This is a genomic window from Sebaldella sp. S0638 (assembly GCF_024158605.1).
In the GTDB taxonomy this organism is placed as follows: domain Bacteria; phylum Fusobacteriota; class Fusobacteriia; order Fusobacteriales; family Leptotrichiaceae; genus Sebaldella.
Window position 1 is genome coordinate 72888 of record NZ_JAMZGM010000002.1, and the last position, 16551, is coordinate 89438.

Here is a 16551-nt window from a genome sequence, read left to right on the forward strand (position 1 = left end):
TTTCTTATCCACCTCCCACCGGCGGAAACAGGGAAAGCCTGTCGTTATCTTTAAATTTATAATCAAGCTTGCCGTCAATCCCGTTTACTAACAGTATTGCCACATCTTTTACGTCTATTTTCAATTCATTGAGAACATCATGAGGGGTAGTATTTCCATCTACAGGAAATTTTAGTATTTTCCCTCTGCCTTCTCTGAAATATGCAAATAATCTAACTTCTATTTCCATGAGTATTCCTCTATACCTAGTTTTTTTAGTGTTTCCTCTGTAGGGATACTTGTATTCTTATCCCATCCTCTTACTTCATAATATTCAGGAAGAAGCTCTGACAGCTTATGAACCCATCCTTTAGACGGCCCGTCGACTATACTGTCTTCGAGAAGTCTTTTTGGAAGTGTGTCGTCATCTTTATCTATTCCCGCACGTAAGTTATAAAGCTTTTCAAGTGTCCAGATTCTGTCTCCGGCTTCCATAAGACTGTTTACATCGAATACTTCTTCTCCGTAACATGCATTTGCCATATCCACGAAATCCTGTGCCCCAAGACCAAAAGTGGTAAATATACAAAGTCCCAGAGAATCAACCACAGCTGTAAGATCATGGAAAACTTTGGCATAAGCTGGCTTTCCTTTCAGCTCGAATCTGTCCAGCTTTTCAGGCTGACCGAGTATTTCAGGACTGATCATATATCCTTTTACGTGACATGCCCCTCTGTTACTTACTGCATATGTAATACCGTGACCTTGTATTCCTCTCGGGTCATAGGCAGGAAGTTCCTGTTTCTTCACAGTCATTGAAAGCTCCGGAGCCCCGTGTTCATCACACAGTCTGTATGAACCTTTTGCAAGTTCATATCCGAATCCTTCTCTTTCTCCCATTTTTCTTGTCCATTCCACGATAGCTTTACTGTCTCCCCAGTCAAGGCTGAGACCGTCTCCTGCTATCTCTTCATCTTTTATAAGACCTTTTTCCTTTAGTTCCATTGCGGCTGCTATAGTAGCTCCTGCCGAAATAGTATCCAGTCCGTATTCATTACAAAGTTCATTTGCTTCATTAATAGTTTCCAGATCATAGTTGTCACAGTCAGAACCAAATGCCCATATTGTTTCATATTCCGGACCTCCTACTTCTCTTCCGTCTTTTAATTTTACCCATCTTCCGCATCCTATTGTACATCTGTAACATGCAGAATTTCTTACCAGACTTGTTTCTCTCAGAGTTTCCCCGCTTATATCATCTGCTTTCGGTGCATATGATTCCTGAAAGTTTTTCACAGGAAGTACTCCGTTTTCATTAATAATGTTTACCAGTACTGCCGTCCCATATGTAGGAAGCCCGTTTCCTGCTACAGGATTATCCTTTAATATCTTTATTTTTTCCAGTGCTACTGCTTTTGCCTTGGCAGGATCAGCATATTCCAGCTTTTTAGTTCCTCTTACCACTACAGCTTTCAGGTTTTTAGAACCCATAACGGCTCCTACTCCTCCACGTCCCGCTGCTCTGTCAATATCATTCATAATTGCCGAAATAAGTGATAATCTTTCACCTGCAGGTCCTATACACATTACCTTTGCATTTTTATCAGTTTCATTTTTCAGGATTTCAGTGGTTTCAGTTACTTTCTTTCCCCATAAATGAGCTGCATCCCTGATTTCCACCTTGTCATCCTCAATATAAAGATAAACTGGTTTATCTGCCTTTCCTTCAAAGATAATCATGTCATTTCCGGTAAATTTAAACTCTGCTCCCCATCTTCCTCCGGAATTGGAAAAAGCTAATGTACCTGTAAGCGGTGACTTAGTCATAACCATGTATCTTCCGCCTGTTGGCATTGTGTATCCTGTGCAGGGCCCTGTAGCTATAATAAGCTTATTTTCAGGACTTAACGCATCTACCTCCGGATCTACCTCCTCAAACATTATTTTGGCTCCCAGCCCACGGGCTCCAATGAATTTTTTTGCTTTTTGAATGTCCAAATTCTCTTCGCTGATACTCGAGTCACTTAAGTTTACTCTTAATATTTTCCCAACATATCCTCTCATACTTATCCTCCTAACCAATTTTTTGTATTTATGTCAAATAATTTAGTAATTAATCAGTTCAGAATTTTTCTGAATTTATAAGTATATCATTTCTCCTAATTCATCATAAGCATACCCCCCCATTTTATCAAGCTGTTTTTTGTACTTATCACTTTTTATAGTATTAAGAAATTCTAAAAACGATTCTAACCCGAGATATTTCACAGGCATAACCAGATCATAATGTTCGTCACCTATTGGTATAAAGTCAAGATTCATTATGTTAGCAGCGGAATAAACACCTATACCGCAGTCGGCATCTCCGTTTTTCACTGCTGCTGCCACTGTAAGATGTGTCATCTCTTCCCTGTCATAACCTCTTATCTCCCCAGGGCTTATCCCTGCTTTTTTCAGCTCATAATCAAATAAAAGTCTTGTTCCTGATCCTTTTTGTCTGTTTACAAAGCTTAGATTATTATTTTTTATATCTTCTATTGAATTAACAGAAAATTGTCTGTCTTTTCTGACCATTATTCCTTGTGTTCTTTTTACGAATTTTATAAGTACCAGTTCTTTTCCGGGAATATATTTTTTTATAAAAGGAATATTATATTCTCCTGTTTCCTCATCCAAAAGGTGCATTGTACTTATATGACATTCTTCATTTCTAAGAGCGGTGATCCCTCCCATACTTCCCACATGTGCTGATGAAAGAGTATATCTGAAATTTCTGTTTTTCATCATATCTGATGCGGTATCCAGTATAGGATCATGACTTCCTATAAGAACAAGAGTATTTTTTATCTCTTTTTGTGTTTTCAAAAGTTTTATTTTTACTGTTTCCCCTTTTTCATATCCTTCATAATTCTGCGGTATTTCCAAAACACCGTCACAATTCACAAGGGACATAGTAGTACCTGCACCTCTCTGCAAAGGAGTGGCAATATATTTGTCATCTACAAGACCTATTTTTACCCTTATAAACTCAAGATATTTCAGCGATGACATTACCCTTCTGGATAACACCGCTTCTATTTCCTCTTTTTCATCAAAAAAGTTTATATATTTTGATATTACAGGTTTTACTATATTCTCCATTACAAAGTATGCTGACACAGGATAGCCCGGTACTCCTATTACAGGTTTTCCTGATATTTCACCCAATATTGCAGGCTTTCCGGGTTTTATTGCTATACCGTGAATATGCACTTCTCCCAATGCACTTACTGCATCATAGGTGTAGTCTTCTCTTCCTGCTGAAGAACCTGCATTGATTATTACCACATCACATTCACGGGAAGCTTTTTCCAATACAGCGATAATATCTTCTTTTTTATCTTTTGTAATGCCGTAAACCTTGGAATCCATTCCCCATTCATTTATTTGAGCCGCAAACATTTTACTGTTAAACTCTATAATATCACCGATTTTCAGATTATCATTCACTTCCACTATCTCGTCTCCTGTGGGAATAATTCCGACAAGAGGCTTTTTATAAACATTTATCTTGGAAACTCCGCCGGCAATCATAGCTCCTATATCTACAGGTCTTATTTTATGGTTTTTTCCGATAATCAGCGTAGATTCCACTATATCCTCGCCGAGCGACCTTATGTTCTCCCATGTAGAGACACTTTTATATATTCTTACAGAAGTTTCGCTTTCTTTTATTACATCTTCTATCATTATCACTGCATCAAAATTTTCAGGTATCGGATCTCCTGTATCTACTTCCGCATAATCTGTTCCTTTTTCCAGAATCACATAATTCTTTTCATTTGCTCCATGTGTCTTAACTGCTTTTACAGCGATACCGTCCATTGCGGAACAATTATAAAAAGGATTAGATATTTTGGCATAAACACCCTCGGAGCTGATTCTTCCAAGGCTGTCTTTAGTCCCGATCTCCTCTGTGCTTTCTTTTATATTTAATAATTTTGTGTATGTATCCAGTGCTTCGTTTATATCATAATTGGTAAGATACGTTTTATCCTTCATAAACACTCCTATAATTCATAAACTTTTATTTTTTCCCCGCTGCTGACACCCTCTTTATCTTTTTCTATAATTATAAATCCGTCAGCTTTGGCAAGTACAGCTACCGAAGAAGATTTCACCCTCAAAGGCAGTGCATATGTTTCACTGTCACGTTCTTCCAGTTTTACAGGAAGAAACTCGCTTCTTCCCATTGCTTTATGATAATTGGTATCAAACAACGCAGTTATAAATTTATCTTTTTCAGAAAATCTGTTTATATATTTTTCTATTAATGTTCTAAAAATTACCAGCACTGCAAACGGGTTTCCCGGAAGACCGAATATCATCTTATCTCCGCTTTTGGCTATAATAGTGGGTTTCCCCGGTTTTATTGCTATACCGTGTATCAGCACTTCTGACCCTTCTATACTTTCTATTGCGCTGATTGTATGGTCTCTTTCACCTACAGAGCTGCCTCCTGATATCAGTACTATATCACACTTGGAAAGTGCTTCATTCAGAGTACTTTTTATTTCTTCTTCATCATCTTTTATTATTCCAAAATTATACGGAACAGCTCCTGCTCTTTCTGTCATTCCGCAGAGTGACAGAGAATTACTATTTCTTACCTGTCCGGGTAAGGGCATTTCATAATATTCTATTATTTCGTCTCCTGTGGAAATTATTCCCACTTTGAGCTTTTTATGTACTTTTATATTTTTTATTCCCAAAGCTGCCAAAAGTCCCATATCATATGCCTTTATTTTACGAAATGCTTCTAATACTAATTCTCCCTTCTCTATATCTTCACCAATTGAATTTACATTTTCAAGAGGGCTTACAGTTTTTCCCATAAGAATGTCATTTTCTGATAATTTTTCCGTATATTCCACCATAACTACAGAATCTGCACCTTTCGGCATCATTCCCCCTGTTGGTATATACGAGCTTTCACCTATTTTTATTTCCTTTTCGGGAATACTGTTCATCTTTATTTTTTCTGCTACTTTTGTAATAATAGGCATCATTTCGGAAGCACCGTTTACTGATTTATGATTAATTGCATACCCGTCTACCGTAGATCTGTCAAAATGAGGAATATTAATATCCGACATTATATTTTCAAATAAAATTCGTCCCAAAGATTCCTCTATAGGTATTTCATCATAAATATTTTCCTGTTTCTGCTCTTCCAAAACCTTTATTACTTCTTCTAAATCTGCTATTTTGAATAATTTCATCTTATCTCCCGCGCAATAAACTTTTTTTTAGTTATTTTACATAATTATCAATCTATTATAAGTTTACCACTATTTTTCAAAAAATCAACTTTCTTTATTATTTAAAAGTACTCCCCGGAATGTAATTAAACAAACTTAGGGGAGTATCGTAAATAAAATTTATTTAAATGTGCCCTACTGCTTCTATCTCTATAAGAGCATTTTTAGGCAGTGTTGCTACTTCAAAAGCTGATCTTGCAGGATACTCAGTTCCTTCAAAGAATTCATTATATACTTCATTCATTGCTGCAAAATCATTAATATCATTTAACAGGATTAACACCTTTACTATTTTACCAACAGAACTTCCTCCTGCTTCCAAAACAGCTTTTACGTTTTCAAGACTTTGTCTTGTAGCTTTCTTTATATCATCACTTACAAGTTCTCCTGTTTTTGGATCAATAGGGAGCTGACCCGAAGTATAAACTACGTCCCCTAATCTAATTCCCTGTGCATATGGACCAATTGCCGCAGGAGCATTTGGCGTACTTATCACTATTTTTTCCATTATTTCCTCCTAATTTTGTAATCAATTTTGATTTTTATTTTATTTAATTATTTAGCTTAACATAAACTCTTTCTAAAATCAACTTTCTGACAGAAAATATAACAGTTTCTGTACATATATCTTTCTTTCAATTGTCTGAATACAATAAGAAAATACTATGAATACTTCTGTATGCTAAAGTTTGATTTTATGACGGTTTAATATACTCATCAGCTTTTAACCGGTACCGCAGCAGATAATTCTCTGTATCTGCTGCTTCCGGCTTCTGATTATTCCTCTATTTTTTTCTTATTATAAGGAGTTTCACCTAAAGGAAGTTTTGTTCTGAATTTTTTATCAAACATGTAGTATGCATCCTGTACTGCCGGTGCTGTAGGTATACTTGCTATTTCTCCCACACCTTTTGCACCGTATGCCATAGGATTATGTGCATCCTTTTTTACTATAACGGCTTTTATTTCCGGTACCTGTGTAGCTCTGAACAGCCCAAGTGTACCGTATTTTACCTTTGGTATAGAATCAACAAGGGGATAATCCTCTGTTAAGGCATATCCAAGCGACATTACCACGCCGCCTTCTATTTGTCCTTCTACATTTATAGGATTTATAGCAGTTCCCACATCATGTGCGGCAACTACCTTTTTAAGCATTCCGTTATCATCAAGGATTACTATCTGTGTAGCATAACCATATCCTACGTGACTCACAGGATTAGGAACATCTGTTCCCATAGGATCTGTTTTAGCCAGATATTCAGCATAAAATTCCTGACCTTCAAGATCTGCAAGTGTTTTTCCATTATCCAGCTCGTCTTTTACCATTTGTGTTACTTTTCTTACAGCTTCTCCTGTAACAAGTGTCTGTCTCGAAGCTGTTGTTGTTCCTGAATTTGGTGTTCTGGCTGTATCCGGAGCCTCCATTACGATTAATTCCGGAGCGATATCAAGTGTCTGAGCAGCTATCTGCAGCATAACAGTGGCAAGCCCCTGTCCTATACATGCAGCTGCTGTTCTTACATGAACTTTCCCGTTTTCTACAGAAGCTTTACATCTTCCGGTATCGGGAATTCCCACACCAAGTCCGCTGTTCTTGATTCCGCACCCTATTCCTACATATTTTGCATTATCATATTCTTCTTTTACAGCTTCCAGAGTTTCCACAAAAGCTGTACTGTCATCGGCAATCTGACCATTCGGAAGTATATCTCCCGGTTTGATTGCATTTCTGTATCTCATTTCCCAATGAGATATTCCTACCATATCTGCGAGTTTATTCAGGCAGGCTTCCATGGCAAATAATGACTGTGTTACCCCGAATCCTCTGTACGCCCCTGCCGGAGGATTATTCGTATAATACGCACTTCCCTGAATACTTACATCCTGAAAGTTATACGGTCCGGCAGCATGTGTACATGCTCTTTGCAGTACCGGTCCGCCTAATGAAGCATAAGCTCCTGTATCTGATATTATAGTGGCTATTAAGCCCTGTACTATACCGTTTTCATCACAGCCTACAGTGAAGTCCATTTCCATCGGGTGACGCTTTGTATGGTACAGTATACTTTCCTGTCTTGAAAACTTTACTTTTACCGGTCTTTTCAGCATGTATGCTGCCAAAGCTGCATGGTGCTGAACTGACATATCCTCTTTACCTCCGAAACCTCCGCCGACAAGCTTACTCTGTATTCTTATACGGTCTGGTTCTATACCGAGCATCTGAGCTATTTCTCTCTGCTCATCATAGATATTCTGAGACGCTGTATACATCAAAAGCTTATCTTCACCGTCAGGCATGGCTATTGCGCACTCAGGCTCCATAAATGCATGGTCTGTAAAAGGAACTGAAAAGTGATCTGTTACTACATATTTTGAATTTTTTATCTTTTCTTCAGGTGCTCCTCTGTATAAATCCTGATGGAATAAAAGGTTGCCTTTTTCGTGTATCTTAGGCGCTCCTTCTTTCATTGCCTCAATAGGATTTCTAACAGGTTCCAGCTTTTCATATTCTACTGTTACCAGCTTTTTAGCTTCTTCCAGAATCTCTTCCGATTCAGCTACTACCAATGCCAGAGCATCTCCTACATATCTTGTTTCCTCACCTTCACCTATAAGTGCAGGCCAGTCTTTTACAAGGTGTCCGAGATTCTGAAGCTCAGGCAGATTCTGTTTAGTGAATACACCCGCTACTCCGGGATATTCTTTTGCTTTTTGTATATCTATTTTTTTCACAAGAATTCTTGGAAACTCAGGTCTTACACATGAACCGTGAAGCATTCCCTCCATATGAATATCATCCACATATACACCTGTTCCAAGTGTCTTTTCCACTGCATCCACTCTTTCAAGGTTTTCACCAACGAGTCCTTTGCAGTGTACTTTTGGTACTTCTTTATTTTCTCTGAATATTTCAGCTGCAAGATTTACCGCATCAAAAATTTTGATATATCCGGTACATCTGCATATATTACCTCTAAGAGCTGTTTTTATTTCATCCAGAGTGGGACTTGTGTTCTTATCCAGTAAAACTTTACTGCTTATTACCATTCCCGGTATACAGAAGCCGCACTGTACGGCTCCTGTCTTACTGAATACATAAGCGTAAACTTCTCTTTCTCTTTCACTTAATCCCTCTATAGTTATAATACTTTTTCCGTTTATTCTTTCAGTAGTAAGCACACATGCTCTCATTGCTTTCCCGTCCAGTATTACTGTACAGGTACCGCATGCACCCTCGCTGCATCCATTTTTAGTTCCTGTTAACTCTAAGTCATCCCTTAGGTAATCCAATAAATTTTTCTTATTATCAGTACCATATTCTTTTCCATTAATGTTAAATGTATAAGTCATTTTTTCCTCCATCTTACCAATTATTAAGATATTATAAAACGACTATCTCTAGTATACATTGCAGTAGAGTGTTGATAATGTATTTATAAACCATTATTCCTGATGTATTGACATTAATTGGTATTCGTTATTTCGAATATCATTCAGACAAAACACCTTTTCCCCATCAAAATCATTAATTCCCAAAACACAAGTAAGACAGGGTATCAGGGTACCATTTTTTTACGGTTAAATTACTATATACGATTCCATAATTTCTGTGCAAGTTCCACACTTTTTGCAGCTATTCTTTCTTCATCAATATCTACAAGTCTTCTTTCGTCCATAACCACACGTCCGTTTATTATTGTAGTATCTACATTACGTCCCGTTACGCCAAACAGAATATGTCCGTTTAAATTAGTTTCATTCAGAGGTGTAGGTCCTTTGTAATCTACTATAATAACATCAGCGTAAGCTCCCTCTTTTAGTATCCCGGTTGTTCCTTCAAGGAATCTGTTTACTATTTTTTTGTTATTGTCAAATAGCATTTGAGGCGGTTCTACCCATCCTACGCTTGGAAGTTTATTTTCATGTTTATGAATAATATTTGCTACTTTATATGATTCAGTCATATCAGCAGTATATCCGTCAGTTCCCAGTCCTACTAATACTCCTCTTTTCATCATTTCTAAGATTGGAGCTATTCCTACTGCATTTCCCATATTTGATTCAGGGTTATGAACTACAGCTACATTACTTTCTTTTAACATATCTATTTCATCACTGCTCAGATGGATACAGTGTACTGCTATACTCTTTTCGTTCAGCACTCCTCTTTTATACCATCTTTCGATTACTCTCTGGTTATACTTCGCAAGAGAGTCAGCTACATCTTCTATACCCTCGGCACAATGCACATGGAATCCTGCATTAACAGCAGCAGCGGCAGCAAGACTTTCATCAAGAGTTTTATCTGATATTGTCATAGAAGCATGGAATCCAAAAAGTCCTTTCAGCATATCATCTTTTTGCTCGTTAGTATATTTAACAAAATCTGCATTCTCTTTAATTCCTGCTCTTGCTATAGCTTCCCCGTCTCTGTCAGAGATTTCATAACACAGGTTACTTCTGATCCCGAATTCACGTGCAGCATCAGCTATTTTGAAAAGGCTTCCTTCTACTGCATATGCACTGGCATGGTGATCTACTACAGTAGTAACACCGCTTTTTATCTGCTCGATCATAGGCATAGCCGCACTGTAATATACATCTTCCAGACTCAGAGTTCTGTCAAGTCTCCACCACAGTCCTTTTAATACATCACTGAACATAGTTGCCGGAGGATTATCCAAGAACATACCTCTTGCAAATGTGCTGTAATAATGCATATGAGGATTTATAAATCCGGGCATTACCAGACGTCCTTTTGCATCTTTATACTCAGCATCAGGATACTTAGCTTTCAGGTCTTCAGTTTTTCCGATTTCCTTAATAACCTTTCCATCTATTAAAACTGCACCATTTTCAATATACGGATTATTTTCGTCACGTGTAAAAACTCTTCCGTTACCTATTAAAATCATTTCTACCTCCTATAAACTCATTATATAATATGAGTAGTCTTTTAGTATTGTATTTAGCACTTCATTCATTTCATTAGAAATCTGACCGTCACCTAATGTATGGCTTATTACACTTCCGTCTTCTTTTCTTACTTTGAATGTATCATTTCCAAGCGGAAGGAATCCTTTATTAGTGCTGTCTACGAAATCCTCTTCTGTCCAGAATACAGTTATTTTGTCTTTATAAGGATTTCCTGTATGAGGACAGAAAACACCACAGTTTCCGCATTCGTTACACATTCCGTCTAAGTGAACTATCTGATGTTTCTGGTTAAACGGCCCGTTATTTATTCTTACCATTACATTTGCTCTGTTAGGACATACATCACAGCAAAGTTCGCATACCTGGTCACAAGTCAGACAACGTGCACCGTCTTCTTTAGTTTTTGTATTTGCTCTTAGTATTCCTTTTCTTTCATATAATATTTCTTCTTTCTGAACTACATTATATCTTTCAAAATCAACTGTTAATCCTGCTTTATCCAGAATATCCTTCGCTATTACCTTAGCATCCGCTATAGCTTTTACTATTGTAGATGTACCTGATTTACAGTCTCCTGCTATATAAACATTAGCAGAGCTTGATTCATTGAACTGGTTAATATTTACATAACCTCTGTCATTTAATTTCAAATTATTTTTTTCAAATAATTCGGTATCTACTCTGGCACCTACAGCACTTACCACTGTATCAAATTCCAGCGTTTTCATCTGTCCTGTACCTTTTATTCCTCTTCTTCCAGACTCATCTATATCTGATAGTTCCATAACTTCACATACAAGATTTTTGCCGTCATAAGACACTGGTGATAATAATTCCTGGAATATTACACCGTCACCCAGAGCCTGTTCTTTTTCTTCAGGTTCTGCCGGCATAAATTCTCTTGTTCTTCTGTATACTATAGATACGCTTTCTACTCCCGGAGCTCTCTTGGCTGTTCTTGAACAATCCATTGCTACGTCTCCGCCGCCGAGTACAGCTACTTTTTTACCTAAAGATATGTTGATATCGTTCTTTTTGGCATCTTCAAGGAATTCAAGTGCATCACGCAGATTTTCTCCGCCTTCTTTTACAGGAATTATTCCTTCTTTCCAAGCACCTGTAGCCACTACTACAAAGTCATATTCCTTTTTCAGTTCTTCTACATCATAATTTTCATTTACATTATAAATAAAGTTTACTCCTGCATTTACTGCAAGCTGATAATCTCTGTTTATCATTTCTGATGAAATTCTGAATTCAGGTATTATATATTCCACAATTCCATAAGGGCGGTCTCTTTTTTCCAATACAGTAACATCCATTCCGTTTCTTCTTAAAAAGAATGAAATAGCCACTCCTGCCGGCCCTGCCCCTATTACCACTGCTTTTTTCTTAGTTACTATATTTGCTTTTTTCATATTTGCCAGATACTTATCCTGTGCATTTAAAACTGCTATCTTTTTGGCATTTCTTATTTCAAGCGGAGAATCATAGTCAAGTCTTGTACATTTATGCTGACACTGATGGTCACATATTGTACCTGTAACAGCAGGTGATGCATTATCATTTACTATTACTTTAAACGCCTCTTCAAAGTTCCCTTCGCTTACCAGCTTTAAATACTCGGGTATCTGCTGTTCTATAGGACATCCTCCGTCTTTACAAGGTGCTTTTGCACAGTCGTATAACGGAAGAATTGATTTTGTTTTTCTTGACCCTACAGGTCTTGCACTTTTTACATGATATTTATTTATAGTCACACTTTCTGCAAGATGTTTCAGGCTTTCAAGGTCTATACCGTGGAATTTTCCTGCAAGTAACGGCTCTATTGTTTCTGCAAGCTGCGTAGTTCTTTCATATCCACCCGGCTTTAGAATAGTAGTCGCTATAGTTATAGGCTGTATTCCTGTTTTTATAATCTCTTCTATATTGAAGAAATCTGCTCCTCCAGAGAATGATATAGGAAGAAGCCCTTTGAATTCCTGTGATAATTTATCAGCCAGACTTATAGTAAGCGGAAATAATGATCTCCCTGACATGTACATTTCTTCTCCCGGAAGCTCTTTTCTTGCTATTCTTACAGGGAATGTATTAGTCAGCTTAACACCGAATTCAAGACCAAGTTCTTTTGAGAATGCAATAAGACGAGTAAGCATTGCTATAGCATCTCCGTACTGCAGGTCATTTTTGAAATGGTGGTCATCAAATGAAATATAGTCATATCCCATTTTATCCAGAATCCCTCTTGCGAATTCATATCCCAGAAGTGTAGGGTTACACTTTATGAAAGTATGCAGTTTCTTCTCTTCCAGAAGATATCTTGCTATTCTTTCTATTTCAGCAGGCGGACATCCGTGTAATGTTGATAAACATATTGAAGGACAAACGCTTGATGAAATATTCTCTACATCTTCTTTTGTAAGTCTTTGAAATTTATCTAGATTATTTAATAAATATTCTTTACATTCTTTCCATATTTCTGTAGTAGAAGCGTCTTTCAGACCTTCTATAAAAGCATCAATTTTAGGTGATTTTATACCGTCAAGGTCATATCCCACACTCATATTGAAAGCAAAATCTCTTTTATCGCTGATTCCCAGCTCTTTTCCTACCACATGAAGTGCAAACCATGCTTTTATATATTCATTATAAGCTTCTGGAACAGTAAGCTCTGTAGACCATTCCACGTTATAACATTCATCTTCGGCATTTATACAAGGTTTTGCCACACACTTTCTCAGGTCTTCACCATCCATCTGCTGAACTGTTTTCAATTCCACAAAACGGGATCCAGTCAGATATGCTGCTACTATATTCTGTGCAAGCTGTGAATTCGGCCCTGCTGCGGGTCCTATGGGAGTGCTTAGCTTGTCGCCGAACATTACTATGTTTGTTCCGCTTTTGTTTTTATAAAATTTATCTTTTCTTACTCCAAAAACTGTTCCCTGTTCTTCATATTCCTGAAAAATCCATTCTACCATTGTACCAAACGGGATTAATCTCATTAAATCACTCATTCTCTTTATCCTCCAACATTTTTTATTTATCTTCTTACAAAAATCTATAAACTTTAATAAGCTGTCCTAAATTCAGATATTAATACATCAAGCCTTTTACGGCAATCAGACATAAAAAACCGAACTTTCAGGATGCCTGTTTATTTCTGTATTTCTATTGCTCTTCTTTTTTCTCTCCTACTCCGTTAAACAAAAGATTCAGCAATATTGCACTTAAACTTCCTGTTGTTATTCCGCTGTGGAAAAGTGTCCCTACCCATTCAGGGAAATTATCGTAAAATCCCGGTACTGCTACAGGAATCAAAGCCAGTCCTATACTCACGGCTACTATCATCCCGTTTTTTGTTCCGTCGAATTTTACTTTAGACAAAGATTTTATTCCATTTGCAGCTACCATTCCAAATAGTACAAATCCTGCTCCGCCTAGTACAGGATACGGTACAGAAGCTATTACTCCCGCCATCTTAGGCAAAAGACCTAACATAACAAGCATAACCCCTGAAACTGCTACTACGTAACGGCTTTTTATACCTGTAAGACTTAATAATCCTATATTTTGTGAAAAGGCAGTATACGGAAATGTATTAAAAACAGAAGCTATCATTGTAGCAAAACCATCAGTTCTCAATGATCTTGTCAAATTTTTATCATCCAGTTTTCTTCCGCTTATTTTATGAACAGCTATAATGTTTCCCGTTGCTTCGGTCATAGTTACCAGCATTACCAGAAGCAGAGAAATAATAGCAGTAATTTCAAAACGGGGAAGCCCGAAATGAAAAGGTGTTACAAATCCCAGCATTTTTGCTTCTTTTACCAGAGTAAAATCTACCATTCCAAATGCATAGGCTGCCAATGTTCCCGTTAATAAACCAAAAAGTATGGCAAGGTTACCCAGATTCCCCTTTAAGAACTTATTTAGAAGCAGTATTAAAATCAATGTCCCCAAAGCCAGAAAAACATTTGCCATGCTGGCAAAATTAGGAAGCTGCGGGTTATTCCCTGCTGACCATCTAATAGCCACCGGTAGTAAAGACACTCCTATTATTGTAACTACTGTTCCTGTTACTACTTCAGGAAAGAATTTCAGAAATTTCCCGAAAAAAGGAGCTACCAGAAATACAAACAGTCCGGCTATAAGAACAGCACCGAAAATCGTGGTAAGTGCCGTATAAGGATCTCCCTTATATGTTCCCGCAATCGCTACCATAGCATTTACAGATGCGAAACTTGTTCCTTCTATCATTGGTATCTTCCCTCCGATGAATTTACCTATACCGAGGGATTGTGTAAGAGTAGCTATACCAGCTATTAATAAATCTGCATTTATAAGAAATAAAATCTCGCTTTGTGAAAGTCCGGCTGCATTTCCCACTATTAATGGTACTGCCACTGCTCCGGCACACATCGCAAGTACATGTTGCAGTGCAAATGCCAGTGTCTTTCCTAACGGAAGTTTTTCATCCACAGGCGCTATTGTGTTTTCAGCCTCATAATTTACAGTCTTGACTTTTGCTTGATCAAATGAATTATCCATTGTTTTTTCGTTATCCATATATCTCCTATCCAAATAGTCCGCTATTATTATGTTTTGTGCATCTTTTCAATATTGTTTTGTCTAATAATACCAACTTTTATATTTTATTTTCTTTACTTTATTAATATATATTTGGTTTAAATAATCAGTAGAAATAATAATAACAAACTAAAGACGAAGATATTCAGAAACAACTACTGTTATCCGATCAGATTATTTTTTTAACAATCTAACCAAATGTGGTACAGCTGCTTTGACATTTTTATTATGAAAAACATAACAATACCTGTCAAAATATTAATACTCTGTCTCATATACGCCCTGATGTGCAGCATTCCGAGACAAATGCAAATACTTAATTTTTATTTGCCAGTATTTCCTCTCTTCTTCTTTCCACTAATTGTGATGCATGGCTGTGAGCTTTTATTGCAGTTTCCCGCGTATTTATAGTTAAGACTATACCATTTTTTACTACTACTTTCCCATTGACTATTGTCATATCGACCAGACTGCTGTTTCCGCAGCATACCAATGAAGTCAGCGGATTATGGCATCCCGCATACGCTATATCAGACAGATCATATACGACAATGTCTGCTGCCTTATCTACTTCAAGTGTTCCTATATCATTTCTTCCTAATACCCTTGCTCCGCCTTTTGTTGCAATTTTCAATATTTCATATGCATTTAAACCGTTTACTCCGTATTTCAAATGATTCAGCAGGTACGCTCTTCTAACTTCTTCCCACATATTTGATCCGTCGTTAGAAGCACTTCCGTCCACTGCTATTCCAATATTTACTCCTGCTCTAAATAATTCTGTTGTTCTGCATATCCCGCTGTTTAATTTCATATTTGAACTTGGACAGTGAGCTATTCCGCTTCCTTTTAATCTTTTTAATTCATCATCATTAAAATATATTCCATGGGCGAACCATACATCAGGTCCGATCCATCCGGTATCTTCCATTAATTCTACCGGTCTCATTCCGTATACTGAAATACAAAATTCTTCTTCATCCATAGTTTCAGCCAGATGTGTATGTAGCATTACTCCTTTTTTTCTGGCTAATTCAGCCGAACTTTTCATTAGACTTTTTGTAACCGAAAATGGTGAACATGGGGCTAACGCCACTCTTTTCATTGCATAATCTTTAGAATCATGAAACTTATCTATTAATCTTTCCGAATCCAACAGTATTTCTTCTTCATTCTGAACCACACTGTCAGGCGGCAGTCCTCCCTGTTCCTTTCCACGCGACATAGAACCTCTTGTTGCATGAAATCTTATTCCTATTTCTTCTGATGCTCTGAACTGTTCGTCTATTAATGTACTTTTACTAGTATTTGGAAATACATAGTGGTGATCCATTGTTGTAGTACACCCTGTTTTTAGTAATTCTGAAAATCCTACCATGGAACCGTAATATACAGTTTCCTCGTTCAGATATTTCCAAAATTCATACAGCCCTTCCAACCATGGAAAAAGAGGCATTTCCTGCACCTCGTCTATTCCCCTGAACATAGTCTGGTATAAATGATGGTGAGTATTTACAAAACCCGGAAGAACTACTTTTCCAGTTGCGTCAATTACTTCAGTATCACCTTCTCCATCCGTATGGATGTCTTTTTCTATTTTTATTATCTTGTTTCCTTCAACAAGAATATCATAATTTCTCAAAATTTCATCTTTATCATTAAAAGTTACCAGATAATCAACATTTTTCAACAGTAATTTTGACATGGGCTTCTCCTCCAAATTTAGTTTAGAAATTAAGAA

General features: G+C 37.1%; 10 protein-coding genes. All 10 read right to left on the reverse strand.

The features are described from left to right. Window positions 1-4: 4 nt before the first annotated feature. The 10 genes from NK213_RS01330 to NK213_RS01375 all read right to left on the reverse strand — a co-directional run bounded on the left by NK213_RS01330 (window position 5) and on the right by NK213_RS01375 (window position 16515). Window positions 5-229 (reverse strand): MoaD/ThiS family protein, encoded by a 225-nt coding sequence (locus NK213_RS01330; RefSeq protein ID WP_253346139.1) that lies wholly within the window; start codon window positions 227-229, stop codon window positions 5-7. Further along, entirely contained in the window at window positions 220-2043 is a 1824-nt protein-coding gene (locus tag NK213_RS01335) for an aldehyde ferredoxin oxidoreductase family protein (RefSeq protein ID WP_253346140.1), read from the reverse strand. The genes NK213_RS01330 and NK213_RS01335 overlap by 10 nt, the downstream gene beginning before the upstream one ends. Window positions 2044-2118: 75 nt before the next feature. Beyond that, window positions 2119-4020, reverse strand: coding sequence for a molybdopterin biosynthesis protein (locus tag NK213_RS01340; protein ID WP_253346141.1), 1902 nt, complete (start codon window positions 4018-4020; stop codon window positions 2119-2121). A gap of 8 nt (window positions 4021-4028) precedes the next feature. Beyond that, window positions 4029-5240, reverse strand: a complete 1212-nt coding sequence (locus NK213_RS01345) for a molybdopterin molybdotransferase MoeA (RefSeq protein ID WP_253346142.1) — start codon at window positions 5238-5240, stop codon at window positions 4029-4031. A 163-nt stretch (window positions 5241-5403) separates the two neighbouring features. After that, the gene (locus tag NK213_RS01350) at window positions 5404-5787 is read right to left on the reverse strand and encodes a RidA family protein (protein WP_012861128.1); all 384 of its coding nucleotides are present in this window, start codon (window positions 5785-5787) and stop codon (window positions 5404-5406) included. A gap of 269 nt (window positions 5788-6056) precedes the next feature. Beyond that, window positions 6057-8633 (reverse strand): selenium-dependent xanthine dehydrogenase, encoded by a 2577-nt coding sequence (gene xdh / locus NK213_RS01355; protein ID WP_253346143.1) that lies wholly within the window; start codon window positions 8631-8633, stop codon window positions 6057-6059. A gap of 236 nt (window positions 8634-8869) precedes the next feature. After that, entirely contained in the window at window positions 8870-10198 is a 1329-nt protein-coding gene (gene ssnA, locus NK213_RS01360; protein ID WP_253346144.1) for a putative aminohydrolase SsnA, read from the reverse strand. Window positions 10199-10207: 9 nt separating this feature from the next. Further along, on the reverse strand, window positions 10208-13237 hold the full coding sequence (gene ygfK, locus NK213_RS01365; protein WP_253346145.1) for a putative selenate reductase subunit YgfK: 3030 nt from the start codon (window positions 13235-13237) through the stop codon (window positions 10208-10210). 154 nt (window positions 13238-13391) lie between these two features. After that, complete coding sequence (locus tag NK213_RS01370; RefSeq protein ID WP_253346146.1) at window positions 13392-14789, reverse strand: nucleobase:cation symporter-2 family protein; 1398 nt, start codon at window positions 14787-14789, stop codon at window positions 13392-13394. 337 nt (window positions 14790-15126) lie between these two features. Then, entirely contained in the window at window positions 15127-16515 is a 1389-nt protein-coding gene (locus NK213_RS01375) for an 8-oxoguanine deaminase (protein ID WP_253346147.1), read from the reverse strand. Window positions 16516-16551 lie beyond the last annotated feature (36 nt).